The sequence below is a fragment of the Polaribacter sp. HA6-7 genome (assembly GCF_055693625.1).
On sequence record NZ_CM146338.1, the window covers coordinates 1,426,590 to 1,450,418 of the forward strand.

Consider the following 23,829-nt stretch of genomic DNA (forward strand, 5'->3'; position numbering starts at 1 on the left):
TTTACCATTAATCAACCAAACAAAAATGAACCAATCAGACTTTTTAAAAGTTGTTTTACCTTTTAAGGATAAGGTCTTTAGATTAGCCAAAAGATTATTGGTATCTACAGAAGAAGCAGAAGATGCTACACAAGAGCTTATTTTTAAGTTGTGGCGTAGTAAAGATAAAATAGCTGGTTATAAAAATGTAGAAGCATTTGCAATGACAATGACAAAAAATTATTGTTATGATAGACTAAAATCTAAGCAAGCAAGTAATTTAACATTAGTGCACAGTAATTATAAAGAGAAAGAAACGTCTTTAGATAAAAAACTAGAACATCAAGACAGTGTAAACCAAGTGCACCAATTGATAGAAAAGTTGCCTGAGCAGCAAAAGATTATTATTCAGTTAAGAGATATTGAACAATATGATTTTGATGAAATATGTAAAATGGTAGATATGAAGCCTACCGCAGTAAGAGTGGCATTATCTAGAGCAAGAAAAACAATTAGAGAACAATTAATTAAAAAACACAACTATGGAGTTAGCTAACATAGAAAAATTAATAGAAAAGTACGAAAACGCAGAAACTACTTTGCAAGAAGAGGCAACCTTAAGAAACTATTTTAAAGAAGATGATGTACCACAACATTTGCAAGAGTATGCTTATATGTTTACCTACTTTTCTGTATCGAAAGATGAAACGTATACAAAAACCATTAAGTTAGAAACTAAAAAATCTAAAAAGAAAAACTTTAAATGGTTGTCTGTAGCAGCATCTGTAGTCTTATTATTTAGTGTATTTGTTGGTAAACAACAATACAGCGAGTACCAAGAAAGAAAAGAAGCAGAAAAAATTTATGCAGAAGTAAGTAAAGGATTAAAATTATTGTCTAAAAACTTAAAAAAAGGAGAACAAGCAGTTGCAACTTTACATACTTATGATAACTCAGTAAAAAAGATTTTAAGATAAACCAAGTAAATATTAGTAAAACCAAGTAAAACAAGAAAAGATGAAAAAAATATTATTATTAATCGCATTTATAGTAACACCTTTGTTAAGCAATGCGCAATCTTTATATGATTCTTTAGAAGACATAAAAGAAGTAGATATGGTAGTTGTTACCAAAGATGCATTTGAAATTTTATCGAAATTTAATTCAGAAAAATTTAAAGATAGCGATGAGATGAAAGTGTTTCAAATGATACAAGAATTAAAAGAATTCAAAATGTTTTCTACAGAAGACAAGGCCATTGCAAACAAAATGGAAAGCATGGTAAATGCGTCTATTAAAAAACAAAACTTAACACAGTTAATGAGAATCAAAGAAGACGATTCTAGAGTTAAGATTTATGTGAAAGCATCTAAAAACAAAGACTTTGTTAATGAAGTTTTAATGTTTATTAAAGGTATCGATAAAAAGACAAATGGCATGTCTGAAGCAGTTATTGTCTCTTTAACAGGTAACATAGATATTAATAAAATGTCTGATCTAGCAGATACTTTTGCAAACAAATAATACAAAACATGTACAATCTAGTTTTTTTAAAATTAGATTGTACTTTTTAAAACTTAATCAATGAAAAAATTAACAACCATACTTTCTTTACTTTTTGTACTAGTTTTTGCAAGCTCATGTAAAAACGATAAATCATTACAAAGTTATTTAGTAGACACAAGCGGTAAAGAAGATTTTTATACGGGCGATTTACCAGTAAGTTCTTTACTAACTGCAAACTCAGATGTTTCTGATGATGTAAAAGAAACCATGAAAAGTATCAAGAAAATTAATGTAGCTTTTTTACCTAAAACTGCAGATAATTCTGTTGCTTACGAAACTGAAAAAGGAAAATTAAAAAAGATATTTACCAACAACGATACTTATAAGAACCTGATGTCTATGAAGACAAAAGGAATGAATGTAAAAGTCTACTATTCTCGGTGATACAAATTCCATAGACGAAGTTATCGCTTTTGGATACGGTAAAGAAGCCGGAGTAGGAGTCGCAAGATTATTAGGAGAAAATATGAATCCTTCTAAGATAATCGATATGCTAAATAGCGTAAATGTAGACGGAGACAGTACTTCTTTAAAACAGTTTTCTAAGATGTTCAACAAATAGTTAGCATTTTAAACTTACAAAAAACCTCAATTTCGAAAGAAGTTGAGGTTTTTTAGTTATTTTTAGAAAAAATTCTAATGAAAATAAGATTACTATATGTAGCATTTTTAATGCTACTAACTTCCTGCGTGAGTATTAAAAAACACAACGAACAAATTTCTAAACTACATTCGGTAAAAGATTTAAGAAAGGATATTGATGAATTGTATTCTGAACTTAAAAAATACCATCCAAGATTATATCAGTATAGAACTAAAGAAGTTTTAGATTATAAGTTTGATAGTTTAAAAAAATCACTGAATAAACCTTTAAATAGTAGGGATTTCTATAAAAAAGTAGTGGTAGTTATTTCTCAAATGGGGCACGGACATACTGCTATTAGTCCGCCTGCAAAAATAAGAACCAAAAAGGAGAGAAAACTTGATTTAAAAATGAAAAACGAGTTTAATGAGTTAAAGTTTGAAACATTAAATTCTAAATTATTTATAAGTGACGGGGCAGAATCTGATAGTTTACTAATAGGAGCACAAGTTCTTAAAATAAATGATGAGGACATTTCTGATATTTATGTAAATTATAGAAAAACCTTTTCTTCAGATGGCTTCAATACCACATTTTACGATAAAGTAATTGGTAAACACTTTAAAGAATTATATTTAAAAAATAATGGTAGACAAGATAGTATTCAATTAATTTTAAGTTTAAAAGATTCTTTATTTAATAGAACTTTCAAAAGAGTTCTAAGAAAAAAACGAATAGCAACGATAAGCAAAAAGATTCACTAAAAATTAAACCGAATACAAAAGAAAAAAATAAAATTTCATGGAAAGAAAAACGAAAGTATAATAAAATTCATGGCTATAATTATCGAGACAAAACTTATAATAGAAATTTAGAATTTATCGGAAAAGATAGTACAATTGCATACATGAAAATTAGAAGTTTCACTAAAGGAAATTTCAAAAAGTTTTATGAGCAATCCTTTGCAAAAATAGCTCAGAATGAAACACAAAATTTAATTTTAGATTTACGTTTTAATGGAGGTGGTAAAGCAAAAGAAATTAAAAATTTATATTCTTATTTAACAGATAAAGAATTCCAGTTTTATACGCGAAGTGAAGTAAAAACTAGAATGCCGTTATTAAAAGTAATTTATAGTAACAGCACATCTGCATTTACTAAAGTAATTTTTGGTGCAGTTTCACCTTTTATTGCTATGCATAGAATGTTTAGTGTCGAAAAAGAAAACGGTCAATTATATTTTAATTATGGTACAAAAAAAGAGAAACCTAATCCTTTGAATTTTAAAGGTAAAATATATGTTTTAATTAATGGATATTCATATTCTGCTGCAGCATTATTAGCAACATATTTGCATGGTAGCAAACGAGCGTTTTTTGTGGGTGAAGAAACAGGTGGTTCTTATAACGGCACTGTTGCTGGTTTTATGAGGCAGCATAGATTATCTAATACCAAAGTAGCAGTGAGGTACGGAGTTTTACATATTGCAACTCCTTACAAAGAAAACCCCGATGGTTATGGTGTTAAACCAGATGTAGAAATTATACCAACAATAAAAAATAGATTAAATAAAACAGATCCAGAATTGGATTGGATTTTAAGTGAAATCGAAAAATAATTAGTAAAATAATCGACAATGAAATTTAGTTTCTTATAAAATTACAAGTTGTAATTTTTATTAAATTTTTGTACCAATTACAACTAATTCTTTAATGTAATTTTAGGCTTTTTGGTACGTTTTTTGAATTTAACTGCTCATTAACACGTTCTATCTTCATATTTAGTATTTTTGAAGTTTAGAAGAATATATTATTTATGAAGATTAAAATCCGGATTCTACTTGCATTCCTATCGATAAACACCATAAGTTTCTCACAAAATAATGCCATTTATAGGGCAGAAAGAGAAAAAACGCACAACTTAATTCATACCAAACTAAAAGTTAATTTTAATTTTGATAAAAAAGAATTAAACGGTGAAGCTTGGGTTACTGCAAAACCTCATTTCTATGCTACAAACCTTTTTACGTTAGATGCAAAAGCAATGTTGTTTGATGAAGTTTCTTTAAACGGAACAAAATTAAATTACGATTATGATGATGCTCAAATTGTAATAAAACTTCCAAAAAAGTATACAAAAGAAGAAAAATTTACGATCTATTTAAAATATACAGCAAGGCCAGAAAAAGTTAAAGACAAAGGTAGTGCGGTAATTACTGGTGCAAAAGGGTTGTATTTTATAAATGCTGATGGTGCAGATAAAAATAAGCCAACACAAATCCGGACACAAGGAGAAACAGAGGGAAGCAGTTGTTGGTTTCCAACAATAGATGCGCCCAATCAAAAAACTACACAAGAAATTTACATTACAGTTCATAACAAATTTGTTACTTTATCTAATGGATCACTTGTAAATCAAACTAATAATGGCAATTTAAGAACTGATTACTGGAAAATGGATCAAAAACATGCACCTTATTTATTTTTTATGGGTGTTGGCGAGTTCGAGATAGTAAAAGATTCTTATAAAAATATTCCGGTAAACTACTATGTAGAAAAAGAATATGCACAATATGCAAAAGATATCTTTGGTAATACACCGTAAATGATACAATTCTTTTCAGAAAAATTGGGCGTTGCTTATCCTTGGAATAAATACAGCCAAATGGTTGTTAGAGATTATGTTTCCGGTGCTATGGAAAATACCACAGCAGTTGTTCATGGTGAACAAGCCTACCAAACACCCGGACAATTAATAGACGAAAACACTCATGAAAACACTATAGCACACGAACTTTTTCATCATTGGTTTGGCGATTTAGTAACAACAGAGAGTTGGGCTAATTTAACACTTAACGAGTCTTTTGCGAATTATAGCGAATATTTATGGCAAGAATATAAATACGGAGAAGAGGCAGCAGAAATGTACATGCATTCTAATGTTAGTTTATATTTAGAAGGTCAAGAATCTGATAAAGATTTGGTTCGTTTTAATTATTTAGATAAAGAAGATATGTTCGATTTAGTTAGCTATAACAAAGGTGGCGCTATTTTGCACATGCTAAGAAACTATTTAGGAGACAAAGCTTTTTTCGAAAGCTTAAAAACGTATTTAAATGACTATAAATATAAGGCAGCAGAGGCACATCAATTGCGTTTAATTTTCGAGAAAGTAACTGGTAAAGATTTAAACTGGTTCTTTAATCAATGGTATTTTGGTGCAAATCATCCAAAAATAGATGTTTCTTATGATTATAATAAGTTAAGAAAAACTGTGACAGTAAACATTTTACAACTGCAACCAGAAAATTTTCAATTTCCTTTAACATTAGATATTTTTGAAGGTAATAAGCGTAGAAGAGAAACTGTTTTTGTAGAGAATAAGGATGCTTCATTCACATTTCCTTTTAATACAATGCCGGATTTAATTCAGATAAATTCTGATGGTGTATTGTTGGCAGAGTTTAATGAAAATAAAGTTTTAAGTGATTATATTTTTCAGTTAAAAAATGCAACACATTTTATGCATCGAAGAGAGGCTCTTTTAGAAGTTGTAAAAAAACAAGACGATAAAGTTGCATTTAATGCTGTTGTATCAGCTTTAGATGATTCTTCATATAAAATTAGAGTACTAGCTTTAGAAAATATCGATTTAATTAATAAATTTTCTAAGAAAGATGCCATTAGAAAAATTATGCAATTGGCTAATAATGATGCTAAAACATTAGTTAAAGCTGCTGCTATAGAAACTTTAGGGAAATTAACAGACCCGAATTAAAATCTATTTTTACAAAAGGTTTGCAAAGTAAATCGTATGCAGTTTTAGGAAAATCTTTAGTTGCTATGTATTATATAGATAAAGATTTGGCTTTAAAAAAATCTAAAGAATTACCAGACGATGTTCGTAAAATATTGGCAACACCGTTAACACAAATATTTATTGAGTCTAAAGACGAAACAGAATTACCATTTATTGCTAAAAGTGTTGTTTACGGTATGTTTTTATCCGGACAAGGACCAACAAAAGTGATGTATGAAAAAGCTTTTAAAATGATCTCTAAAAGTAATAATATGTTGGCTATTCAGAATTTAGTAGAAGATATGGTAACCAAAGGAAATCAATATAAAAAGTTTAGCTTCGACAAAGTAGTAATCAACTTAATGAGAACAATAATACAAGAGCAAGAAAAATCTACAAACACCAATAAAGATAGAAATATTGCGATTGTAAAAGAAGCAATGACGGGTCTCTTGTAATATTTTTTATTAAAAAATAGTAGAATGCTTTATATTATTGCAATCTCTTTATTATTAATACTTTTAATATTTACTATTAGAAGTAATAAAAAAAGAGCGATTAAAAACATTGAAAAAATTTCTGTACCCAACCATTGGCATAGTGTTTTAAAGGATAACGTTTTATTTTATCAAAAACTTACAGAAAAAGAGCAACAACTTTTTCGAGAAAAAATGGCAGGCTTTTTAGCATCCGTTCATATTAGGGCTATTAAATTTGAATTGGAAGAGTTAGATGCGTTGTTAGTTGCTGCCAGTGCTGTAATTCCGGTATTTAGATTTCCTTCTTGGCAGTATACAAACTTAACAACGGTTTTAATTTATCCAGATTATTTTGATGATGATTTACAGTTTGACTCTAAGGCAGCACACAGAAATATTGGTGGTTTAGTGGGTACAGGAAGGTTTGAAAATCAAATGATTTTATCAAGAAAAGCACTGCATCATGGTTTTCATAATAAAACAGATAAAGGAAACACAGCTATTCACGAGTTTATTCATCTTCTCGATAAATCGGATGGTGTTATTGATGGTATTCCGAAGTTTTACTAGAAAAACAATACACGATTCCTTATTTACAGTTAATTCATAAAAAAATCGAAGAAATTAATAATGATGATTCTGATATTAGAAATTACGGAGGAACATCTGAAATTGAATTTTTAGCTGTGGCTGGAGAGTATTTCTTTGAAAGACCTAAACTAATGAAAAGAAAACACCCAGATTTATATAAGATGTTAGCGTCTTGTTTTATCAAATAATTTTTAGAAGTTTAAAAAGAGTAAAAAAAGTAGATTTAAGAACGCAAATTATTCTTGTTCGTAAATAATACTTCTTTGAGTTTCTTTCTTATAACTATTTTTAGGTGTAATAATATTACTAGCTTCCGGAAGATAATTTTTACTTTTGGGGTTTAATAAATAATCAAGTTGATACCCAATCATTTTTTTAAAAGGAACTAGAAAATTAGAAGTATCACAATTTTCTATTTCTGCTTTTTTAAGTAGATTTAAAACCGTGTAAACAGACTCTATCGTACTAAGACAAAGCGATTCTCGCTGTTGTTTGATAATAAATTTAGACTTTATTTTGTTGTCGAAACTTATTCTATTTAATTCCTGTAAGTTTTTACTTAGCTTCAGCATTTTTCTTGCACAAGGCCAAGTACCATCAAGAATAAAAATATGAGGTTTTTTATCTAAAAAACGTTCTATTTCCGGTTTTTTTCTAGTAGATAAATTAAAACTTTCTTTACCTGGGTATAATAAGAAAGAAGAATTTTCCTTATTATCAATTATATCATTAATTCGTTTGTTTTTGGTAAAGTCTACACCAACTACTATTTCAGCATTTTTTAACTGAAGATTTGTCATAACTCCCGTTCCGTTTTTCTCTTTTTTATATTCTTTCGGATGCATTAAAATAATAAAACGAGTTTTTGTATCAAAAGAACGGATGTGTTTACAAATACAAGTACTATTTGGTCTCATACATTTGTAACATTGTATTCTGTAATTATAACTTTCTTCTTGCAAAATAAATTTTTGTTTAGATGCCTTTAATTTGTGAGTATTAAAAATTTAGTTTGCAAAACTACTACTTTTTAAATCAGAAATATATCAGGGAAAAAAGATGATCATCATCTGTAAAATTTTTCTCTTTTCCAATTTTAAAAATACTACAATATGTAAAGAAGTATCTACGATGAAACAGAATAATTTAGTTACTCAAAAGTTAATTTCATTTCTATTTCGGATCCAAATGATATGTAAAAACAGCTTTTTGCTTAGTAAATGGTTTTTCTAGGTGATAAGCGTAAGGTGTTGTTAAAGTAGAATCGTACCTTTTTAACCAATAGTCTTTATAAATATGAACATTTGTATCAATTACCAAAGAATTATAGTGTTCTGTTTTCTTAGAAATAGCAACTTTTAAAGGATTGAAATTATTTGAAATTGTATTATTTAGTATGCTATTTCTAACATCAAAAATAACATCTAAAAGTTCTTCTTCTTTGTCAGGTTCATCAGTATTAATTAAAGAAGAAGTGAGCACCACATTTTCTGGAATCAAAATTACGTCTTTCTTAAACTGAGGTAATAAATTCATTAAAATAGGTACATAACATTCTCTATATAAAACAGCATCTAAAGTTTCGCTTATTAAAATGTTATAACATACACTTTTAGGTACTTTTATAGTTGTGGCGTCTGCAGTATAAATTGAACTTATGTATGGAAATAAGTTAAAGGCATGAATTATTTTTTTGTTGAATTTATTGATGCAATATTAATATCAAGCAAAGAAAACTCAATTTCACTTTGTTTAAAAAGAGTACATATCAATGTGAAAAAAGGTGCGTAAGGTCCGCAACCGGCATAAAATATTTTTATCTTTTTTTAGGTTTTTTGTCTTGCAGTTCTTTTATCGCAGTATATATCGCTTGTAAAAAAAGAGTTGTTCTTTTGTAATCTAATAAACATAAAGCAGCATAATTTAAACCCAAGGCTTTTCCTTTTGAAGTAGGTATTGCTGCTAAATTTTCAATTGAAAAATCAGAACCTGTAATAGCAGTTGTTTCTTGTAATTTAAGATGAATTTTATCTAAACTAATTTTAGCATTTTCCTGAGTAATTTCAGGATCTAACAGTTTTGTGGTTTCTGTTTTAATTTCAATAAAGTTAGGGTTACTATTCAAAATTAAATTGTTTTTAAGTTATAAAACGAATGTAAGTTTTTAGTTGGCAAAGAATTTACGTATAAATACCTGTTTTTGTAAGAAAATCAATCTTAATAAAAAGCATTAAAAATTTAAAGAGTAATTATAATTGAGGTAGTATCTTTGCATTTTAATAAATTAGATGTCTACTAACGCACTTTTAATTACTCCGCCATTTACGCAGTTAAATACTGCTTATCCTGCTACAGCATATATTAAAGGGTTTTTAGATGCTAAAGATGTTAAAACGAAGCAGCTAGATTTAAGTATCGAGTTATTTACAAGTGTTTTTACTAAAGAATTTATAGATGCCATTTTTAAACAAGCAGAAATGCTTGGTAATACTGCGTTGCCTTTGGTTTGGCAACAAAGAGAAGCATATATAGACAAAGTAGATACTGTAATGAATTATTTACGTGTACAAGAAGTTACTGCAGCTTATCAAATTGTGCACAAAGATTTTTTACCACACGGGCACAGGCGTATAAAACTAAACAAAGATTTATCTACAGAGTTTGGTAAACTTGGTATTTTAGACAAAGCAAAACACATTGCCACTTTATTTGTAGAAGAATTGGGCGATTTTATAAATACCAATGTAGACGAGTTTTTTCTTTTACACGTTATGCAGAACAAATTGGTAGAGCAGCATCTAGTTTTAATACTTTAGAAGAATGTTTGCAATATGAAACCACTTTAATAGAAGACGAAATGTTGTATTTGTTAGAAGAACAATTACAACAAGATGCTTATAATTTGGTTTGTTTTACAATTCCGTTTCCTGGTAACTTGTTTTCGGCATTAAGATGTGCGCAATTTATCAAAGAAAAATATCCAACAATTAAGGTTGCTTTTGGCGGAGGTTATTGCAATACAGAACTTAGACGTTTATCAGACACGCGTATTTTTAATTACGTAGATTTTATAACTTTAGATGATGGTGAAGGGCCGTTGTTAAGAATTACAGAATATTTAGAAAATAAAATAGGAGAGGAGTCTTTAGAAAGAACTTTTATTTGCAGAGAAAACAAAGTTGTTTATGCAGATAAAACTCCGAATACAATTTTTCATCATAAAAATTTACCAGCACCAAGTTATGTTGGTTTGCCAACAGCAAAATACTTATCTTTTTTAGATGTTATGAATCCGATGCACAGAATGTGGTCTGATGGTAAATGGAATAAGTTAACTATTTCTCATGGTTGTTATTGGAAACAATGCTCGTTTTGTGACGTTACTTTAGATTATATCGGCAATTATCAAAACACTACTGCAGACGATTTGGTAAATAAAATCGAAAAGATAATTGCAGAAACAGGTATAACTGGTTTTCATTTTGTAGACGAAGCAGCACCACCAAAAATGTTAAGAGCATTAGCCAATAAATTACTAGAACGTAAAGTGTTTATTACTTGGTGGACAAATATTAGATTCGAAAAAACTTTTACGCCGTAACTGTGTGCACTTTTATCTAAATCAGGTTGTATTGCAGTAACTGGTGGTTTAGAAGTTGCATCCGATAGGTTGTTAGCAAAAATGAAAAAAGGAGTAGACATTGGGCAAGTAGCAAGAGTTACCAAAGCATTTTCCGATGAAAATATAATGGTTCATGCTTATTTAATGTTTGGTTTTCCTACAGAAACAGCGCAAGAAACTATCGATTCTTTAGAAGTTGTGCGTCAGTTGTTTTATAACAATTGTATTCAATCTGCTTTTTGGCATCAATTTGCTTGTACAAGTCATAGTCCGGTAGGTAAAAATCCAGAAGAATTTAAAATTAAAATTACAGGACCAAAGTTTGAAGGTTTTGCAGAAAACGATTTATTTCACGAAGATCCAACAGGGGCAGAGCATCATCTTTATAGCGAAGGATTAAATATTGCATTAAATAATTATTTAAATCATAAAGGTTTCAAAATTCCGTTGTCTAATTATTTCAATTTTAAAGTACCAGAGGTTACTGTTAAAAATAATTTAATCGCTAGTCATTTATAGATTTTTTTAGAAGCTATTTCCTGCTTTTCGCACTCGCTTTTTTTAGTATGTTCACTTTATAAATTTGTTCATACTTCACAAATTTTCGCGAACAAACTAAAAAAGAGCTCAAACAAATGCTACAATCAGGGCTAAACTTGTTTGTTACTTAAGTTAAGAATCAAAAAATAGTTTTTATTTGTAAACGTAAATATGCTAACATGATTTAGCAAAAAAATATCTAGTATATTTATAAAAATATAGTAGATTTTTTTAGAAATATTAGTTAATCATAATTTTTATACCTGCTGTAAGTTGTCTTTGATAAAGAGGCAACATCAATTCAATAATTATTTTAGTATAATTATATGCTATTGTAAGTTACATTACAAATTTCTTAAAAATATCATTTAAAGAATCTTCTGGTTGTTCACACAAACCAGGGTGTGTTTTAGAGCTTTGTATAATTGTACTTCTGCAAGCAGCAAGCCATCTAAATCTGTCTGCAATTTCAAATTCACCAATTTTACCTCCGGCTTTATTGCCTTCACAAATTTGCACCCAAGCTGCTAAGTAATTATTTAAAAAATTAAGATCTAATTCTCGGGCAAGTGCTTTTAACTTGTCCGGGTTAATATGGTATTTAATTCCTAAAAACTTTTTTCTTTTAGAAAATAGAATTACACCCACGTTAAAAAATTCTTCGCGTTCTACTTTTGGCACAACACGTATAATTGCATATTCAAATGTAAATCTATCTTGCATCTTCTGCTTCTTTTACTAATGAATCTAACATCTTTAATTTTGCATTTAAAAAAGTAATATATGCATTTCTCATTTCGTTAGGTTTTAAAACTTCACCTTCATTCTCCAACCAATCTTCCGGAATTTTAGAAACGATTTCATTTATAATAGATTCGTTTATTTCTTTTTTAATTTCAAGTGCAGCTTCTTTTAGTTTTGTTGCTTTTTCTAAAAGTACATGGTCTTTAATTAACGGAAACGTTCTTGTTAAATGATTTTCCCAAGTACTCCAATTATGGTGAAAGTAAAAACTAGCGCCATTGTCAATTACCCAAAGTTCATTATTCCAATGCAGCAAGTTTGTATTTTTTGTTGTTCTATCGATATTACTAATCAAGCTATCTAACAATACAACTTTAGATGCCGTAAAAGCATCAACTTTAGAAACCAAAGGGTCGTAAGTAATTGCGCTCGATAAAAAATGAAGTCCTAAATTTAAACCCACACTAAATTTTAATAAATCTTGTATTTCTTCATCGGGTTCTGTTTTTGCAAAAGAATCATCCAAATTCATAAATACTAGTTCGGAACTTTCAGGTTTAAAGCTCTCGCAAGTTCGCCACCAATAAATTCAGAAATTAGAGCTTTGGTTCCTTGTCCGGCTCCTCTAAATTTTAAGACATACAAAAAACCATCATCTGCTTTTACAATTGCAGGCAAAGAACCACCTTCTCTTAAAGGTTGTAAATACTGAACCACATTTACTGTTCTTATATCAATTTTATTCATAAGTACTAAAATATACTATTTAAACAAGTTTGTTGTAAAAATTAGCTTTTTGTTGAAAACGAAAAGTAAACGTAAAATTATTTTTGATATTCTTCAAAAGTACCATCATCATAAAAAACTACAATTCGTTGAATATTTTTTCCGCTGTTATTTTTTTCTGAAGAAAATAAAGTAGGTGAAGAAGGGGTGTGCTGTTTTATTTTCTGAACTGCATTTTTAGGAAAAACACCTTCGTCTTTTAAGAGCCAATTAATATCTACGTCGTTAAATTCTGATGTTACTTTTAATATAAAATCTAAACTTGGTTTGTTTCTTCCGGATAAAATATGAGAGATGCTAGAACGTTGCACACCAACTTTATCTGCAAACGTAGATGCCGAAAGTTGATGATGTTCCATTACTTTTTTCAGTTTACTTGTAAAATTGGCTGTGTTTATCATTGTAACAACTTGTTGTTTTACAAATGTAAAATATATTATTGTAACCACAAAGGTAAATTTACACCTAGTTTTATTACGCGTTTAAATTGGTAAAGTAAAACTTTAGTTAATCTACATAAAACACTAAAATACATATATTTAAAATTTTTAAATAGAAAATTATTATATTGATATATAATCAAATATCTTTCTGAATTGAAAAATAGAAATCATGTTTACAAAAGTAACTTTGTAAACAGAATTATAGGTTTACATTTGTAACAATTGGGTGATTTACATTTGTAACATTTTAGTTTGATTACAAATGTGATTGCTTTATTTTTACAAAGATTTTACAACCGATTATTATGAGCTTGTTAGCAGTAGATTTTTTGAACACCATTTTTAAAGAACAAAAAGAAACTTCTCTTCTCGGAAAATGGATTCGTTTTAAAGACATAGAAAGTTTGTTTCAGAAATATGAATCAAAATTTCTTGTGCAAGAAATAGGTACATCAGAAAAAGGAATGCCTATTTATAAACTTAAAATAGGTAATGGTAAGAAAAAATATTGTTGTGGTCGCAAATGCACGGAAATGAAAGTACGGGTACAAAAGCATTATTCGATCTATTTAATTGCTTTTTAAATACTAATAAAGAGCAATTACAAACAATTTTAGATGCATGTACATTGGTTTTTATACCTATGTTAAATCCAGACGGAGCAGAAGTTTATACAAGAGTAAATGGTAATAATATAGATCTTAATAGAGATGCTGTAGATCGAATTGCAAAAGAAAGCAAGTTATTAAGAAGTGTTTTAGAAGATTTTAATCCGCAGTTTTGTTTTAATTTACACGACCAAAGAACTATATTTAATGTAGAAAACACTAAAAACCCTGCTACAATATCTTTCTTAGCGCCATCAGAAGAGGTAACAAGGGCGTTAACTAAAGGTAGAAAACAGACAATGAATGTAATTCTAGCTATGAACGCTGTTTTGCAAAAAATGATTCCGAATTATATAGGTAGATACACTGATGAGTTTTACCCAACGGCTACCGGAGATAATTTTCAAAAGTTAGGTTACAATACTGTCTTAATTGAATCTGGGCACTATCCTGATGATTATGTAAGAGAAGTGTCTAGAGAATATACTTTTTATGCTATTTTACAAGGTTTGTATCATATTGCAATTACCGAAGATTTTAGTGAGTATAAAGACTACTTTACTATCCCAAACAACGCAAAAGATTTTTATGATATAATTCATCGATATTCAGGCGAAAAGAAAGATATTGCCTACCAATATAAAGATCAAATTGTTGATGGTGAGTTAGTTTCGACATTGGTTAAAGTAGAAGAAAGTAGCTTAAAAGGCAAAATTGGTCACCACGAAATCGTTTTCGAAAGCTAAAAACATTAGATATTTCTCATTTTTTTCATTGTTCTCTTAAATTAAATTTATAAATTTGCGATTATAATTGAATAATATATAAATTATGAAAAAATTCATTTTAGACGAAATAGACCATCAAATCTTAGACATTTTAATAGAGAATGCTAGAACACCATTTACAGATATTGCAAAACAATTATTAGTGTCTGCAGGAACCATTCACGTTCGTGTAAAAAAGATGGAGGATGAAGGTATTATTCAAGGTTCTACTTTAACACTTAACTACGAAAAAATGGGCTATTCTTTTATAGCACATGTTGGTGTATATCTAGAAAAAACGTCTATGACACAGAGCGTTATAGAAAACTTAAGAAACATACCTAACGTTACTGTTGCATATGTAACAGCAGGTAAATATAATATTTTCTGTAAAGTTAGAGCAAAAGGAACAAATGATGCAAAAGACATTATATATCAAATAGACGATGTTCCTGGAGTAAATAGAACAGAAACTATGATTGCTTTAGAAGAAAGTATAAACGATAAAAAGAGAATGATGCACGCAATTTTTAAAGAATTGTAGAGTATTTTACTTATTAATAATTAGAAATCCTTATCATTAAAATGATAAGGATTTTTTTGTGGATTCTACTTTTGATTGTTTATGTTTGTTAACGTTATGAAATATACAACGTATGGCAAGTAAAATTAAATTTATCGCAAATTCTATAGCAAAAGAACAACTTTTACATTTATATAAAGAAATGTTGTTACCTAGATTGATAGAAGAAAAAATGTTAATTCTTTTGCGTCAAGGTAAAATATCTAAATGGTTTTCCGGCATTGGGCAAGAGGCTATTGCAGTTGGTGTAACGGCTGCTTTGTACGATGATGAGTACATTTTACCAATGCACAGAAATTTGGGAGTGTTTACAACACGTAAAATTCCTTTATACAGACTTTTTTCGCAATGGCAAGGTAAATTAAATGGTTTTACTAAAGGTAGAGATAGAAGTTTTCATTTTGGGACACAAGAATTTCATATTGTTGGCATGATATCGCATCTTGGGCCACAATTAGGCGTTGCAGATGGTATTGCATTAGCAAATAAAATAAAACAAAATGGCAAAGTTTGTGCAGTTTTTACAGGAGAAGGTGGTACAAGTGAAGGAGATTTTCATGAGGCCTTAAATGTTGCTTCTGTATGGGATTTACCGGTATTATTTTGTGTAGAAAATAATGGATATGGTTTGTCTACGCCTACATCAGAACAATTTAAATGCAATCATATTGCCGATAAAGGCATTGGTTATGGCATGGAGAGTTATGTAATTGATGGGAATAATATTTTAGAGGTGTATGCAAAAGTATCTGAAATAGCCGAAAGTATTCGAAAAAAACCAAGACCAGTATTGTTAGAGTTTAAAACCTTTAGAATGCGTGGCCACGAAGAAGCGAGTGGAACAAAGTACGTACCACAAGATTTATTAGATAGTTGGGCAGATAAAGATCCGTTAGAAAATTTTAAAGAATTTTTATTAGAAGAAGGTGTTCTTTCAGAAACATTAGATGCGTCTTTTCGTACTGAAATTACATCAGAAATAAATACAAATTTAGATATAGCGTATAATGAGGAAGAAATTACACCAAATTTAGAAGAGGAGTTAAAAGACGTTTATAAAGATTATAGTTATAAAGAAATAGTTCCGTCTCTTGACAAGAAAAAAATAAGATTTGTTGATGCCATCTCGGAAGGATTGGAGCAAGCAATGGAAAAAAATGGTAATTTGATTATCATGGGGCAAGATGTTGCAGCTTATGGCGGTGTTTTTAAAATTACTGATGGATTTTTAGAGAAATTTGGCAAAGAACGTGTAAGAAATACTCCAATTTGTGAGTCTGCAATTGTTTCTGCTGCTTATGGTTTGTCTGTTAACGGATTTAAAGCTGTTATGGAAATGCAATTTGCAGATTTTGTATCATCAGGATTTAATCCTATTGTAAATTTACTAGCAAAATCACATTATCGTTGGCAACAAAAAGCAGACATTGTAGTAAGAATGCCTTGCGGTGCAGGTGTTAATGCAGGGCCTTTTCATAGTCAAACAAACGAAGCTTGGTTTACCAAAACTCCTGGTTTAATTGTTGTTTATCCGGCTTTTCCATCAGATGCAAAAGGGTTGCTAGCTTCGGCAATAGAGAATCCAAACCCTGTAATGTTTTTCGAGCATAAAGCTTTGTACCGTTCTGTTTATCAAGAGGTATCAACAAATAGTTATACAACAGAAATTGGTAAAGCAGCTGTTGTAAAACAAGGTGATGCATTAACAATTATTAGTTATGGTGCTGCAATACATTGGGTTTTAGAGTCTTTAGAAAAGCAACAAATAGAAAATATAGATGTAATCGATTTAAGAACGTTACAACCTTTAGATGTTGCAACAATATATAGTTCTGTAAAAAAGACAGGTAAAGCAATTATTGTACAAGAAGATTCTATGTTTGGTGGTTTGGCTAGTGATATTTCTGCATTAATAAGCGAAAACTGTTTCGAATATTTAGACGCACCGGTTGCTAGAATTGCAAGCTTAGAAACTCCTATACCTTTTCAAGCGGAATTAGAAAATCAGTATTTAGGAAAAAGTCGATTAGATAAAGCTATAGAAGTGCTTTTAAATTATTAAAAATTAGTATTTTTAGAGTTAAAAATTAGTATTCATGATTAACAAACAAGTTATACTTAAAAATAGACCAAAAGGTTATCCAGATGAAAATACTTGGCAATTAGAAAGTAATGAAATTACTGAGTTACAAGACGGAGAAATTTTAATAGAACATCATTATATATCATTAGACCCAGCAATGCGCGGTTGGATGAATGATTCAAAATCATACATTCCGCCAGTAGCATTAGATCACGTTATGCGAGCAGGTGCTATTGGTAAAGTTATCAAAACAAATAACAATCCAAAATTTGAAGTGGGAGATTGTGTAACAAGTTGGGGTGGCGTACAACAATATTCTATTACAAACGGAGATGGCTGGTTTAAAGTAGATGAAAGTTTGGCCTCGATGCCAATGTATTTGGGTACTTTAGGTATGCCAGGAATGACGGCGTACTTTGGTATTTTAGAAGTAGGAAAAGTTAAACAAGGAGATATCGTTTTGGTATCCGGTGCTGCAGGGGCTGTTGGTGCTATTGTTGGGCAAATAGCTAAAATAAAAGGCTGTACAGTAATTGGTATTGCTGGCGGAAAAGAAAAATGTGACTACATTGTAAATGAGTTAGGTTTTGATGGTGCTATAGACTATAAAAACGAGAATATTTATTCTGCCTTAAAAAAGAAATGTCCTAAAGGTATCGATGTCTTTTTTGATAACGTAGGTGGTGTAATACTAGATGCAGCATTAAGCAAATTAAGAATGCATGCAAAAGTAATTATATGTGGAGCAATTTCTCAATACAACAACAAAAGTAAAGTACAAGGTCCTAGTAATTATCTATCATTGTTAGTAACACGTTCTACAATGCAAGGTCTTATGGTAATGGATTATACCAAAGATTTTGGTAAAGCTGTAAAAGAAATGAGTGGCTGGTTACAAGAAGGGAAACTAAAATCGAAAGAAGATATTTACAACGGAATCGAAAACTTTCAAGAAACCTATAATAGACTTTTTACGGGTAATAAAAACGGAAAATTAGTTTTAAAAGTAAAAGAGTAGTGGAGCAAGAGCATTTTTTTCAATGCCCATATTGTTGGGAAGAAGTATCGATGATTTTAGATGCAAGCGTACATCAGCAAACCTATATAGAAGATTGTGAGGTTTGCTGTAATCCTATAGAAGTTACACCAACTTTTGAGGCAGGAGAATTAATAGCCTTTAATACACAAAGTATCGAACAATAATTTTTAGAAGCTATTTCCTGCTTTCGCTACTCGCTTTTTTTCGCTTCGCTAGATTGTTTTTATAAAAATATCTTTTTATAAAAAAATCTAAAAAGAGCTCAAACAAACCGCTCTATCAGGGCTAAGAAATTTTGGAAACAATAGCTCTATACCGATTTTAAGTGCTTAATTTGCTAATGGATTTTTCCAAGAGAATTCTTTAAAAGCATGCTGCCAATCTTCCGGAAACTTTGCTTTTAAACTTAAGGATTCCTCAGAAAAAGGATGCTTAAATTCTAATTTACCAGCGTGTAAAAACATTTTGCACCAACCAAAGTTGTTTTCAAACATTACATTGTGGTTTTTATCGCCATATTTAGGGTCGCCAATCAACGGATTGCTGATTTTATTGGTATGAATTCTTAATTGATGCATTCTACCTGTTTTAGGTTTCATTTCAATAAGACTATAACGAGAAGAATCGTAGGGTTTTACAGGAATTTCTAGTGTTACCTTTTCTAAAGTTTTTAAAACTGTTAATGCATCTTTGTGTACATTGGCATCACGTCCTTTTACTGGCGAATCTATTATTTTTTCTTCTCGAGCAAAACCTCTAACCAAACCGTAATATGTTTTTTCAATTTGATTATTAGTAAACAATTCTTGAAACTTAGAAACGTATTGTTTTTCTTTTGCTAATAAAATAATACCGAGATGTTTTTCTGTCTAAACGATGTATCGGGTACGTTTTTATTCCTTTCAACGCTTCAACTAATTGTAAAAGAGAGGCTTCATCAGCAACGTTTCTAGAGTGATGCGCATGATGAACCACAACATTGTTAGGTTTACTAACGCATAAGATATAATCATCTTCAAAAATAATGTGTACACTCATTTCTATTATTTAGATTTCAAAAATACCATTTAATTTGTGATATCTTTAAATGAATTTAAATTCCTTTTTTGTAAATTTAGATACCTAATAATCAATAAAATATTTAATTATGAGAATAGTATTGGTAAGTTTATTAGTTTTTTGCTTTGGTTGTTCTAGTTTAAAAAGTACCGCTACACAAGCAGAAATTGATAATTTAAAAGAAACCGTAGCTAGTAAAAATATAGAAGCAATTTTTGATTGGGCGCAGCCAATGGGGTTAAATAATAATGTAAGAGGATTAGAAAATTTATTACCGCCAGGTAGCTCTACAAATAATATTAATTTATCCGGAAATGCTAATTTTTTTAGAATTAAAAATGATAGTGTTCATGTAGATTTGCCTTTTTACGGTCAGCAGCAATTGTCTAGGGGTTTCAATGCAGATGCAGGAATTAAATTTGAAGGCAAGCCAAAGGTTGTTAAAAAAACTTTTGATGCTAAAAAAGGAGCTTATATTTTAAAGTATACTTTAAATGCAAAAGACGAAGGTTACAATGCTACGTTAACTTTATACCCAAACAGCAATTGTAGTTTGAATGTAAATAGCAGTCATAGATCAACAATTTATTATAACGGAAATTGGAAAGTATTAACCGAAAACAGTAATAACTAAGTTTTAACTTGCTTTCTTATTAGCAATATTCAAATACTGAATTAAGCAAAGAGCAATTAATCCGCAGATAAAGAAACCTATAAATAATGGTAATGCAGTTTTATCTAAAAATCCACCAATATATGTAGCAATAGGAACTGCCATTATAGTAGAGAAAAAACCATTAATTGCTGCACCAATACCAGCAATATGACCAATAGGTTCCATGGCTAAGGCACGCGTATTTCCGAATAAAAAGCCAATTGCAAAAAATTGTACAGCAAAAAATGTTATCAACACATAAATACTTGGGTTGCTTTCACCATAAAATAGCGATATGTAGATAATTGGAATAAGTGTAAATAATACTGTAAAAATTTTAACCAATTTAAACATTCCTAATCTCACAACTAAAGTTCCGTTTAAGAATGTTGCAATACCAATGCTAATTGCCAAACCTGCAAAAATAAACGGAAATTCTTCTTTTAAATGATATTGTTTTTCGAATATTTGCTGACTTGCACTTAAATAAACCATAAAAGAGCCAGTAATAAAACCAGAGAATAAAGTAAAAATTACAGCATTTTTATGTTTTATAAATTCTTTTGTTCCCGAAACAAATAAAGATAATTTAAATTTTTTTCTATTTGCTACTTTCAGTGTTTCTGGTTGTCTTTTCCAAAGCCAAAGCATTACAAACAAACCAAACACTAATTGGCTATAGAAAATAGATTTCCAGCCATAAGAATCTAGCATTATTTTACCAATAGCAGGTGCAACAACAGGAACTAGAATAAAAATAACCACAACAAAAGACATTACTTTGGCCATATAATTACCGCTAAAACGATCTCTAACCATTGCAATACTTATAGTTCTAGGTGCAGAAAGACCAATACCTTGTAGAATTCTACCAAATATCATCATTTCTAAATTTTTAGAAAAGATACACACCAAACTTGCAAAAGCAAAGACAATAAAACCTACATAAATTACAGGTTTTCTACCAAAGCTATCTGATAACGGACCTGAAATTAACTGTCCAAAACCTAAACCTAGAAAAATCATGGTAATTAATAACTGATTATTCTGAGAATTTGTCACATTAATAGACAGACCAATATCTGTTATTGCAGGTAATAAAGCGTCTATAGCTAATGCCACTAAAGACATTAAAGAAGCCATTACAATAATAAATTCTATTTCAGATTTTTGTCTAATTTCCATTCGGCAAAAGTAGTTTATTCACTTTTATAATTCTGTAAATATTCGTTTTTTACATAAAAAAAGGACTACAAAATTGCAGTCCTTTTTATTATGTAAAAATTAAAGAAATTATTCATTTCCAATAAAATCTATTTCATTGCTGTTTCCTAAACCTTTTGGGTTTGATCCCCATTTATTTTCACCATTTTCACTATCAGTACAAGCTAAATACAAGTTGTAAAAAGGAATCAATAAAAACCAACCACTTTTACCAGCATCGTGCATTCTTCTAACTCCTACAGCTAAATATGGTAAAAATACTGCAATAGAATATATGGTTTCAATAAGCGATGTTTCAGTAGAAACCAATGAACCATACATTATAAACTTAAGCGAAAATGATATTATTGAATTTATCAATACAAACATCCAATACTCTTTTCTTCTTGCTCTTCCTTTAAAATCTGTATACTGCTTTAAAACTTTTAAATACCAATTCATTTTTCTTATTTTTAAGTGAACTTATTCTTTTCCTATAAAATCTATTTCTCTGTTATTGTTTATTCCTTTCGGATTTTCACCGTATTGATTCACTTTATTTTCGCCTTCCATACAAGTTAATATCAAAAACCAAAAACCACCAATGTATGGTATAAGGTTGATAAAAAACCATGCGCCACTTTTACCTAAATCGTGCATTCTTCTTGAGCTTACAGCTAAAGAAGGTATAATGGTAGCTAATGTATAAATTAATAAAAGGATTAAAAATAGATATGAAGTGTTTTCAGTTTCAAACTCTTGGTTATAATCAAAAAGATTTTCGTTAGAATATATAAAAAGAAACAATAAAAGTCCTGTAAACAAATAATGAAATAAAAAGAACATCCAATATTCTTTTCTTCTAGCTCTGCTGTAAAATTTAAAATAGTCTTTTAATACTTTTAAATACCAATCCATAGTTTTTTGGTTTTATTCTTTTCCTATATTTTCTAATTCTGATGCATCCATTTTCTTCGGATTCATTCCGTATTTATTTTGTCCTTCCCAGCTGTTTTCTAAAAATAAAATTAAGAGCCAAATAGGCCCAATTAACGGAATAAATCTAACAAACCAATAAGTACCAGATTTGTTAACATCATGTAATCTTCTAACTGCACAAGCTAAATGTGGTGTAATTATAAATAGACCAAAAATACCTATTAATAAAAACCCTTCGTTAGTTGAAGTGAATGTATTTATAAACTCTGCAAGAAACCCAAGTATTGTAAATATAATTAGATTGCAAAGAAGAAAAATCCAATATTCTTTTCTTCTAGCACGACCGAAAAATTTGCATAGTTTTTTATGCAGTACTTATAATAATTCATTGCTTTTTTTGACGAAAATAGTTTTTTTAGAACAATCCTCTAGATTTTAATTCAAGATATTTATTAATAACATCTCCAGTTAAATTTTCTGGTGCAGTTAAAACAGATTGAATTCCGTATTTTTTCAACTCATTTACAATTCTAACCTTTTCATACATAAACTTTTCTGCAATAATACTGTCGTAAACATCTTGTATATTGTCTGTATCTGTATTAATTAAAGCTTGCAATTCCGTGTTTTTAAAAAATATAATTAATACCAAATGATTTTTTGCTAAAGCACGTAAATAGGGTAGTTGCCTGTTTAAACCATCCATAGTTTCGAAGTTTGTATAGATAATTAACAAACTTCTGTGCGTAATTTTTCTTTTTATAACTGCGTATAGCGTACTAAAATCAGATTCAGAAAAATCAGTTTTAAGGTTATATAGAGATTCAGAAATCAAATTCATTTGAGAATTCCTTTTTTCAGCAACAATCCAATCTTCTAATTTTTTAGAAAAAGATAACATTCCGGCTTTGTCTTGTTTTCTTAAAACGATATTGCTAATTGCAAGTGTAGCATTTATAGCGTAATCTAATAAAGAAAGTTGATTGAATTGCATTTGCATTGCACGACCTTTATCGATTATAGCATAAACAGGTTGCGACTTTTCTTCTACATACTGATTGACCATCAGTTGGTTACTTTTAGCTGTTGCTTTCCAGTTTAAAGTTCTAATGTCGTCTCCGGAAACATATTCTTTAATTTGCTCAAATTCTAAAGAATGCCCAATTCTTCTCACTTTTTTTGTGCCGTAAGATACTGTGCTGTTGGTAAAAGCTTTAAAATCGAATTCTTTTAGTTTTAAAAATGAAGGGTAACATTTTAAGATTTTCTCCTCTCCTAAAACATATTTTCTAGTTACTAATTGTAGCGGAGTATTCGTATAAATGTTTGTTTTTCCGAAGTTGTAAACTCCTCTTTGATTAGGTTTTAAATCATAAAAAAGGGATTTATTATCACCAGTAGCAATGCTTAAATTGAAATTGGCATCTCTTTTTTGAAACTGATAGGGTAACTCTTCAATAATATTTAAATGCGCATTAAAACCATAAGTATTAGTAAAGTTCAAACGAATAGTATTCACATCTCCGTTAGATAATCTTTCGGGTAAATTTCTTGAAAATTCGACACCATTTCTTAATTTATACAAAAGAATTACATCAATTAACGAAATTGTTAAAAGTATAAAAAGTAGCACTTTAGAAATTTCGAAAAATACGGGTACAAAAAAGCCAACAACAAAAAGTGCTGCAATTGTACCTAATAAATAGAAAAATCTATTGTTTAAAAAGAGTGAATTGTAAAAGTTTTTCAAGGTTTGGTTTTC

The 23,829-nt window shown here is 29.5% G+C and carries 30 protein-coding genes and 2 pseudogenes; 19 read left to right on the top strand and 13 right to left on the bottom strand.

Annotation, left to right across the window (positions count from 1 at the left end):
• Positions 1-25: 25 nt before the first annotated feature.
• From ACZ1HD_RS07805 to ACZ1HD_RS07850, 10 genes and pseudogenes are all read left to right on the top strand, one after another.
• Entirely contained in the window at positions 26-535 is a 510-nt protein-coding gene (locus ACZ1HD_RS07805; protein ID WP_077809219.1) for an RNA polymerase sigma factor, read from the top strand.
• A complete protein-coding gene (locus ACZ1HD_RS07810; RefSeq protein WP_472689110.1) occupies positions 522-956 on the top strand; it encodes a hypothetical protein in 435 nt (144 codons plus the stop codon). The genes ACZ1HD_RS07805 and ACZ1HD_RS07810 overlap by 14 nt, the downstream gene beginning before the upstream one ends.
• Before the next feature lie 40 nt (positions 957-996).
• A complete protein-coding gene (locus ACZ1HD_RS07815; RefSeq protein ID WP_077809221.1) occupies positions 997-1,503 on the top strand; it encodes a DUF4252 domain-containing protein in 507 nt (168 codons plus the stop codon).
• A 60-nt stretch (positions 1,504-1,563) separates the two neighbouring features.
• Positions 1,564-1,929 (top strand): DUF4252 domain-containing protein, encoded by a 366-nt coding sequence (locus ACZ1HD_RS07820; RefSeq protein WP_472689111.1) that lies wholly within the window; start codon positions 1,564-1,566, stop codon positions 1,927-1,929.
• Between the two features lie 306 nt (positions 1,930-2,235).
• A complete protein-coding gene (locus tag ACZ1HD_RS07825; protein WP_472689112.1) occupies positions 2,236-2,892 on the top strand; it encodes a hypothetical protein in 657 nt (218 codons plus the stop codon).
• Positions 2,893-3,035: 143 nt separating this feature from the next.
• Entirely contained in the window at positions 3,036-3,746 is a 711-nt protein-coding gene (locus tag ACZ1HD_RS07830; protein ID WP_472689113.1) for a S41 family peptidase, read from the top strand.
• 197 nt (positions 3,747-3,943) lie between these two features.
• A pseudogene (locus tag ACZ1HD_RS07835) lies at positions 3,944-5,305 on the top strand (M1 family metallopeptidase); the annotation flags it as partial.
• Between the two features lie 620 nt (positions 5,306-5,925).
• The gene (locus ACZ1HD_RS07840) at positions 5,926-6,384 is read left to right on the top strand and encodes a hypothetical protein (RefSeq protein ID WP_472689114.1); all 459 of its coding nucleotides are present in this window, start codon (positions 5,926-5,928) and stop codon (positions 6,382-6,384) included.
• A 24-nt stretch (positions 6,385-6,408) separates the two neighbouring features.
• Positions 6,409-6,975, top strand: a complete 567-nt coding sequence (locus ACZ1HD_RS07845; protein ID WP_472689115.1) for a zinc-dependent peptidase — start codon at positions 6,409-6,411, stop codon at positions 6,973-6,975.
• Between the two features lie 53 nt (positions 6,976-7,028).
• Positions 7,029-7,184 (top strand): zinc-dependent peptidase, encoded by a 156-nt coding sequence (locus tag ACZ1HD_RS07850; protein ID WP_472689307.1) that lies wholly within the window; start codon positions 7,029-7,031, stop codon positions 7,182-7,184.
• A 48-nt stretch (positions 7,185-7,232) separates the two neighbouring features.
• On the opposite strand, the gene ACZ1HD_RS07855 is transcribed toward ACZ1HD_RS07850, so the two are convergent.
• The 3 genes from ACZ1HD_RS07855 to ACZ1HD_RS07865 all read right to left on the bottom strand — a co-directional run bounded on the left by ACZ1HD_RS07855 (position 7,233) and on the right by ACZ1HD_RS07865 (position 9,121).
• Positions 7,233-7,913, bottom strand: a complete 681-nt coding sequence (locus ACZ1HD_RS07855) for a tRNA-uridine aminocarboxypropyltransferase (RefSeq protein WP_472689116.1) — start codon at positions 7,911-7,913, stop codon at positions 7,233-7,235.
• Between the two features lie 256 nt (positions 7,914-8,169).
• Positions 8,170-8,532, bottom strand: coding sequence for a hypothetical protein (locus ACZ1HD_RS07860; RefSeq protein ID WP_472689117.1), 363 nt, complete (start codon positions 8,530-8,532; stop codon positions 8,170-8,172).
• 280 nt (positions 8,533-8,812) lie between these two features.
• Positions 8,813-9,121, bottom strand: coding sequence for a hypothetical protein (locus ACZ1HD_RS07865; RefSeq protein WP_472689118.1), 309 nt, complete (start codon positions 9,119-9,121; stop codon positions 8,813-8,815).
• A 163-nt stretch (positions 9,122-9,284) separates the two neighbouring features.
• On the opposite strand from ACZ1HD_RS07865, the gene ACZ1HD_RS07870 reads away from it, so the two are divergent.
• The 3 genes from ACZ1HD_RS07870 (at position 9,285) to ACZ1HD_RS07880 (ending at position 11,137) form a co-directional block, all read left to right on the top strand.
• On the top strand, positions 9,285-9,812 hold the full coding sequence (locus ACZ1HD_RS07870) for a hypothetical protein (protein ID WP_472689119.1): 528 nt from the start codon (positions 9,285-9,287) through the stop codon (positions 9,810-9,812).
• An 8-nt stretch (positions 9,813-9,820) separates the two neighbouring features.
• Positions 9,821-10,597, top strand: coding sequence for a radical SAM protein (locus ACZ1HD_RS07875; RefSeq protein WP_472689120.1), 777 nt, complete (start codon positions 9,821-9,823; stop codon positions 10,595-10,597).
• A gap of 81 nt (positions 10,598-10,678) precedes the next feature.
• Entirely contained in the window at positions 10,679-11,137 is a 459-nt protein-coding gene (locus tag ACZ1HD_RS07880; protein WP_472689121.1) for a hypothetical protein, read from the top strand.
• 360 nt (positions 11,138-11,497) lie between these two features.
• Here the strand turns inward: ACZ1HD_RS07880 and ACZ1HD_RS07885 are convergent, their stop codons facing one another.
• From ACZ1HD_RS07885 to ACZ1HD_RS07895, 3 genes and pseudogenes are all read right to left on the bottom strand, one after another.
• Positions 11,498-11,881: a DUF3037 domain-containing protein gene (locus ACZ1HD_RS07885; protein WP_472689122.1), complete on the bottom strand. Its 384-nt coding sequence runs from the start codon at positions 11,879-11,881 to the stop codon at positions 11,498-11,500.
• Positions 11,871-12,649, bottom strand: a pseudogene (locus ACZ1HD_RS07890) (HipA family kinase). The gene ACZ1HD_RS07885 and the pseudogene ACZ1HD_RS07890 overlap by 11 nt, the downstream one beginning before the upstream one ends.
• Before the next feature lie 77 nt (positions 12,650-12,726).
• Complete coding sequence (locus ACZ1HD_RS07895) at positions 12,727-13,089, bottom strand: helix-turn-helix domain-containing protein (protein ID WP_077809230.1); 363 nt, start codon at positions 13,087-13,089, stop codon at positions 12,727-12,729.
• 550 nt (positions 13,090-13,639) lie between these two features.
• Between ACZ1HD_RS07895 and ACZ1HD_RS07900 the strand changes: the two genes are divergently transcribed.
• The 5 genes from ACZ1HD_RS07900 to ACZ1HD_RS07920 all read left to right on the top strand — a co-directional run bounded on the left by ACZ1HD_RS07900 (position 13,640) and on the right by ACZ1HD_RS07920 (position 18,375).
• Positions 13,640-14,485 carry a M14 family zinc carboxypeptidase gene (locus ACZ1HD_RS07900; RefSeq protein WP_472689123.1) on the top strand — a complete coding sequence of 282 codons (846 nt, stop codon included), beginning with the start codon at positions 13,640-13,642 and terminating at the stop codon, positions 14,483-14,485.
• A gap of 85 nt (positions 14,486-14,570) precedes the next feature.
• A complete protein-coding gene (locus ACZ1HD_RS07905; RefSeq protein WP_077809232.1) occupies positions 14,571-15,050 on the top strand; it encodes an Lrp/AsnC family transcriptional regulator in 480 nt (159 codons plus the stop codon).
• A 112-nt stretch (positions 15,051-15,162) separates the two neighbouring features.
• On the top strand, positions 15,163-17,151 hold the full coding sequence (locus ACZ1HD_RS07910) for an alpha-ketoacid dehydrogenase subunit alpha/beta (protein WP_340933996.1): 1,989 nt from the start codon (positions 15,163-15,165) through the stop codon (positions 17,149-17,151).
• 34 nt (positions 17,152-17,185) lie between these two features.
• A complete protein-coding gene (locus tag ACZ1HD_RS07915; protein ID WP_340933995.1) occupies positions 17,186-18,190 on the top strand; it encodes an NADP-dependent oxidoreductase in 1,005 nt (334 codons plus the stop codon).
• The gene (locus ACZ1HD_RS07920) at positions 18,190-18,375 is read left to right on the top strand and encodes a CPXCG motif-containing cysteine-rich protein (protein WP_340933994.1); all 186 of its coding nucleotides are present in this window, start codon (positions 18,190-18,192) and stop codon (positions 18,373-18,375) included. The genes ACZ1HD_RS07915 and ACZ1HD_RS07920 overlap by 1 nt, the downstream gene beginning before the upstream one ends.
• 165 nt (positions 18,376-18,540) lie before the next feature.
• Here ACZ1HD_RS07920 and ACZ1HD_RS07925 read toward each other — a convergent pair whose 3' ends face one another.
• On the bottom strand, positions 18,541-19,014 hold the full coding sequence (locus ACZ1HD_RS07925; RefSeq protein ID WP_472689124.1) for a pseudouridine synthase: 474 nt from the start codon (positions 19,012-19,014) through the stop codon (positions 18,541-18,543).
• 10 nt (positions 19,015-19,024) lie between these two features.
• Positions 19,025-19,249 carry a pseudouridine synthase gene (locus tag ACZ1HD_RS07930; RefSeq protein WP_472689125.1) on the bottom strand — a complete coding sequence of 75 codons (225 nt, stop codon included), beginning with the start codon at positions 19,247-19,249 and terminating at the stop codon, positions 19,025-19,027.
• A 109-nt stretch (positions 19,250-19,358) separates the two neighbouring features.
• Between ACZ1HD_RS07930 and ACZ1HD_RS07935 the strand changes: the two genes are divergently transcribed.
• On the top strand, positions 19,359-19,904 hold the full coding sequence (locus ACZ1HD_RS07935; RefSeq protein ID WP_472689126.1) for a DUF4251 domain-containing protein: 546 nt from the start codon (positions 19,359-19,361) through the stop codon (positions 19,902-19,904).
• Between the two features lie 3 nt (positions 19,905-19,907).
• On the opposite strand, the gene ACZ1HD_RS07940 is transcribed toward ACZ1HD_RS07935, so the two are convergent.
• From ACZ1HD_RS07940 to ACZ1HD_RS07960, 5 genes are all read right to left on the bottom strand, one after another.
• Positions 19,908-21,110, bottom strand: a complete 1,203-nt coding sequence (locus ACZ1HD_RS07940) for a multidrug effflux MFS transporter (RefSeq protein ID WP_472689127.1) — start codon at positions 21,108-21,110, stop codon at positions 19,908-19,910.
• A gap of 108 nt (positions 21,111-21,218) precedes the next feature.
• Positions 21,219-21,590, bottom strand: coding sequence for a DUF805 domain-containing protein (locus tag ACZ1HD_RS07945; RefSeq protein WP_472689128.1), 372 nt, complete (start codon positions 21,588-21,590; stop codon positions 21,219-21,221).
• A gap of 21 nt (positions 21,591-21,611) precedes the next feature.
• Entirely contained in the window at positions 21,612-22,046 is a 435-nt protein-coding gene (locus ACZ1HD_RS07950) for a DUF805 domain-containing protein (protein ID WP_472689129.1), read from the bottom strand.
• A 12-nt stretch (positions 22,047-22,058) separates the two neighbouring features.
• Entirely contained in the window at positions 22,059-22,439 is a 381-nt protein-coding gene (locus ACZ1HD_RS07955) for a DUF805 domain-containing protein (RefSeq protein WP_472689308.1), read from the bottom strand.
• Between the two features lie 43 nt (positions 22,440-22,482).
• On the bottom strand, positions 22,483-23,817 hold the full coding sequence (locus ACZ1HD_RS07960; protein ID WP_472689130.1) for a DUF58 domain-containing protein: 1,335 nt from the start codon (positions 23,815-23,817) through the stop codon (positions 22,483-22,485).
• Positions 23,818-23,829 lie beyond the last annotated feature (12 nt).

What these genes read in the sequence shown, in the direction of transcription:
- ACZ1HD_RS07805 (WP_077809219.1), top strand. Translation starts at nt 26, where the DNA reads ATGAACCAATCAGACTTTTTAAAAGTTGTTTTACCTTTTAAGGATAAG.
- ACZ1HD_RS07810 (WP_472689110.1), top strand. Translation starts at nt 522, where the DNA reads ATGGAGTTAGCTAACATAGAAAAATTAATAGAAAAGTACGAAAACGCA.
- ACZ1HD_RS07815 (WP_077809221.1), top strand. Translation starts at nt 997, where the DNA reads ATGAAAAAAATATTATTATTAATCGCATTTATAGTAACACCTTTGTTA.
- ACZ1HD_RS07820 (WP_472689111.1), top strand. Translation starts at nt 1,564, where the DNA reads ATGAAAAAATTAACAACCATACTTTCTTTACTTTTTGTACTAGTTTTT.
- ACZ1HD_RS07830 (WP_472689113.1), top strand. Translation starts at nt 3,036, where the DNA reads ATGAAAATTAGAAGTTTCACTAAAGGAAATTTCAAAAAGTTTTATGAG.
- ACZ1HD_RS07845 (WP_472689115.1), top strand. Translation starts at nt 6,409, where the DNA reads ATGCTTTATATTATTGCAATCTCTTTATTATTAATACTTTTAATATTT.
- ACZ1HD_RS07855 (WP_472689116.1), bottom strand. Translation starts at nt 7,913, where the DNA reads ATGAGACCAAATAGTACTTGTATTTGTAAACACATCCGTTCTTTTGAT.
- ACZ1HD_RS07860 (WP_472689117.1), bottom strand. Translation starts at nt 8,532, where the DNA reads ATGAATTTATTACCTCAGTTTAAGAAAGACGTAATTTTGATTCCAGAA.
- ACZ1HD_RS07870 (WP_472689119.1), top strand. Translation starts at nt 9,285, where the DNA reads ATGTCTACTAACGCACTTTTAATTACTCCGCCATTTACGCAGTTAAAT.
- ACZ1HD_RS07880 (WP_472689121.1), top strand. Translation starts at nt 10,679, where the DNA reads ATGAAAAAAGGAGTAGACATTGGGCAAGTAGCAAGAGTTACCAAAGCA.
- ACZ1HD_RS07885 (WP_472689122.1), bottom strand. Translation starts at nt 11,881, where the DNA reads ATGCAAGATAGATTTACATTTGAATATGCAATTATACGTGTTGTGCCA.
- ACZ1HD_RS07895 (WP_077809230.1), bottom strand. Translation starts at nt 13,089, where the DNA reads ATGATAAACACAGCCAATTTTACAAGTAAACTGAAAAAAGTAATGGAA.
- ACZ1HD_RS07905 (WP_077809232.1), top strand. Translation starts at nt 14,571, where the DNA reads ATGAAAAAATTCATTTTAGACGAAATAGACCATCAAATCTTAGACATT.
- ACZ1HD_RS07910 (WP_340933996.1), top strand. Translation starts at nt 15,163, where the DNA reads ATGGCAAGTAAAATTAAATTTATCGCAAATTCTATAGCAAAAGAACAA.
- ACZ1HD_RS07915 (WP_340933995.1), top strand. Translation starts at nt 17,186, where the DNA reads ATGATTAACAAACAAGTTATACTTAAAAATAGACCAAAAGGTTATCCA.
- ACZ1HD_RS07930 (WP_472689125.1), bottom strand. Translation starts at nt 19,249, where the DNA reads ATGAGTGTACACATTATTTTTGAAGATGATTATATCTTATGCGTTAGT.
- ACZ1HD_RS07935 (WP_472689126.1), top strand. Translation starts at nt 19,359, where the DNA reads ATGAGAATAGTATTGGTAAGTTTATTAGTTTTTTGCTTTGGTTGTTCT.
- ACZ1HD_RS07940 (WP_472689127.1), bottom strand. Translation starts at nt 21,110, where the DNA reads ATGGAAATTAGACAAAAATCTGAAATAGAATTTATTATTGTAATGGCT.
- ACZ1HD_RS07945 (WP_472689128.1), bottom strand. Translation starts at nt 21,590, where the DNA reads ATGAATTGGTATTTAAAAGTTTTAAAGCAGTATACAGATTTTAAAGGA.
- ACZ1HD_RS07950 (WP_472689129.1), bottom strand. Translation starts at nt 22,046, where the DNA reads ATGGATTGGTATTTAAAAGTATTAAAAGACTATTTTAAATTTTACAGC.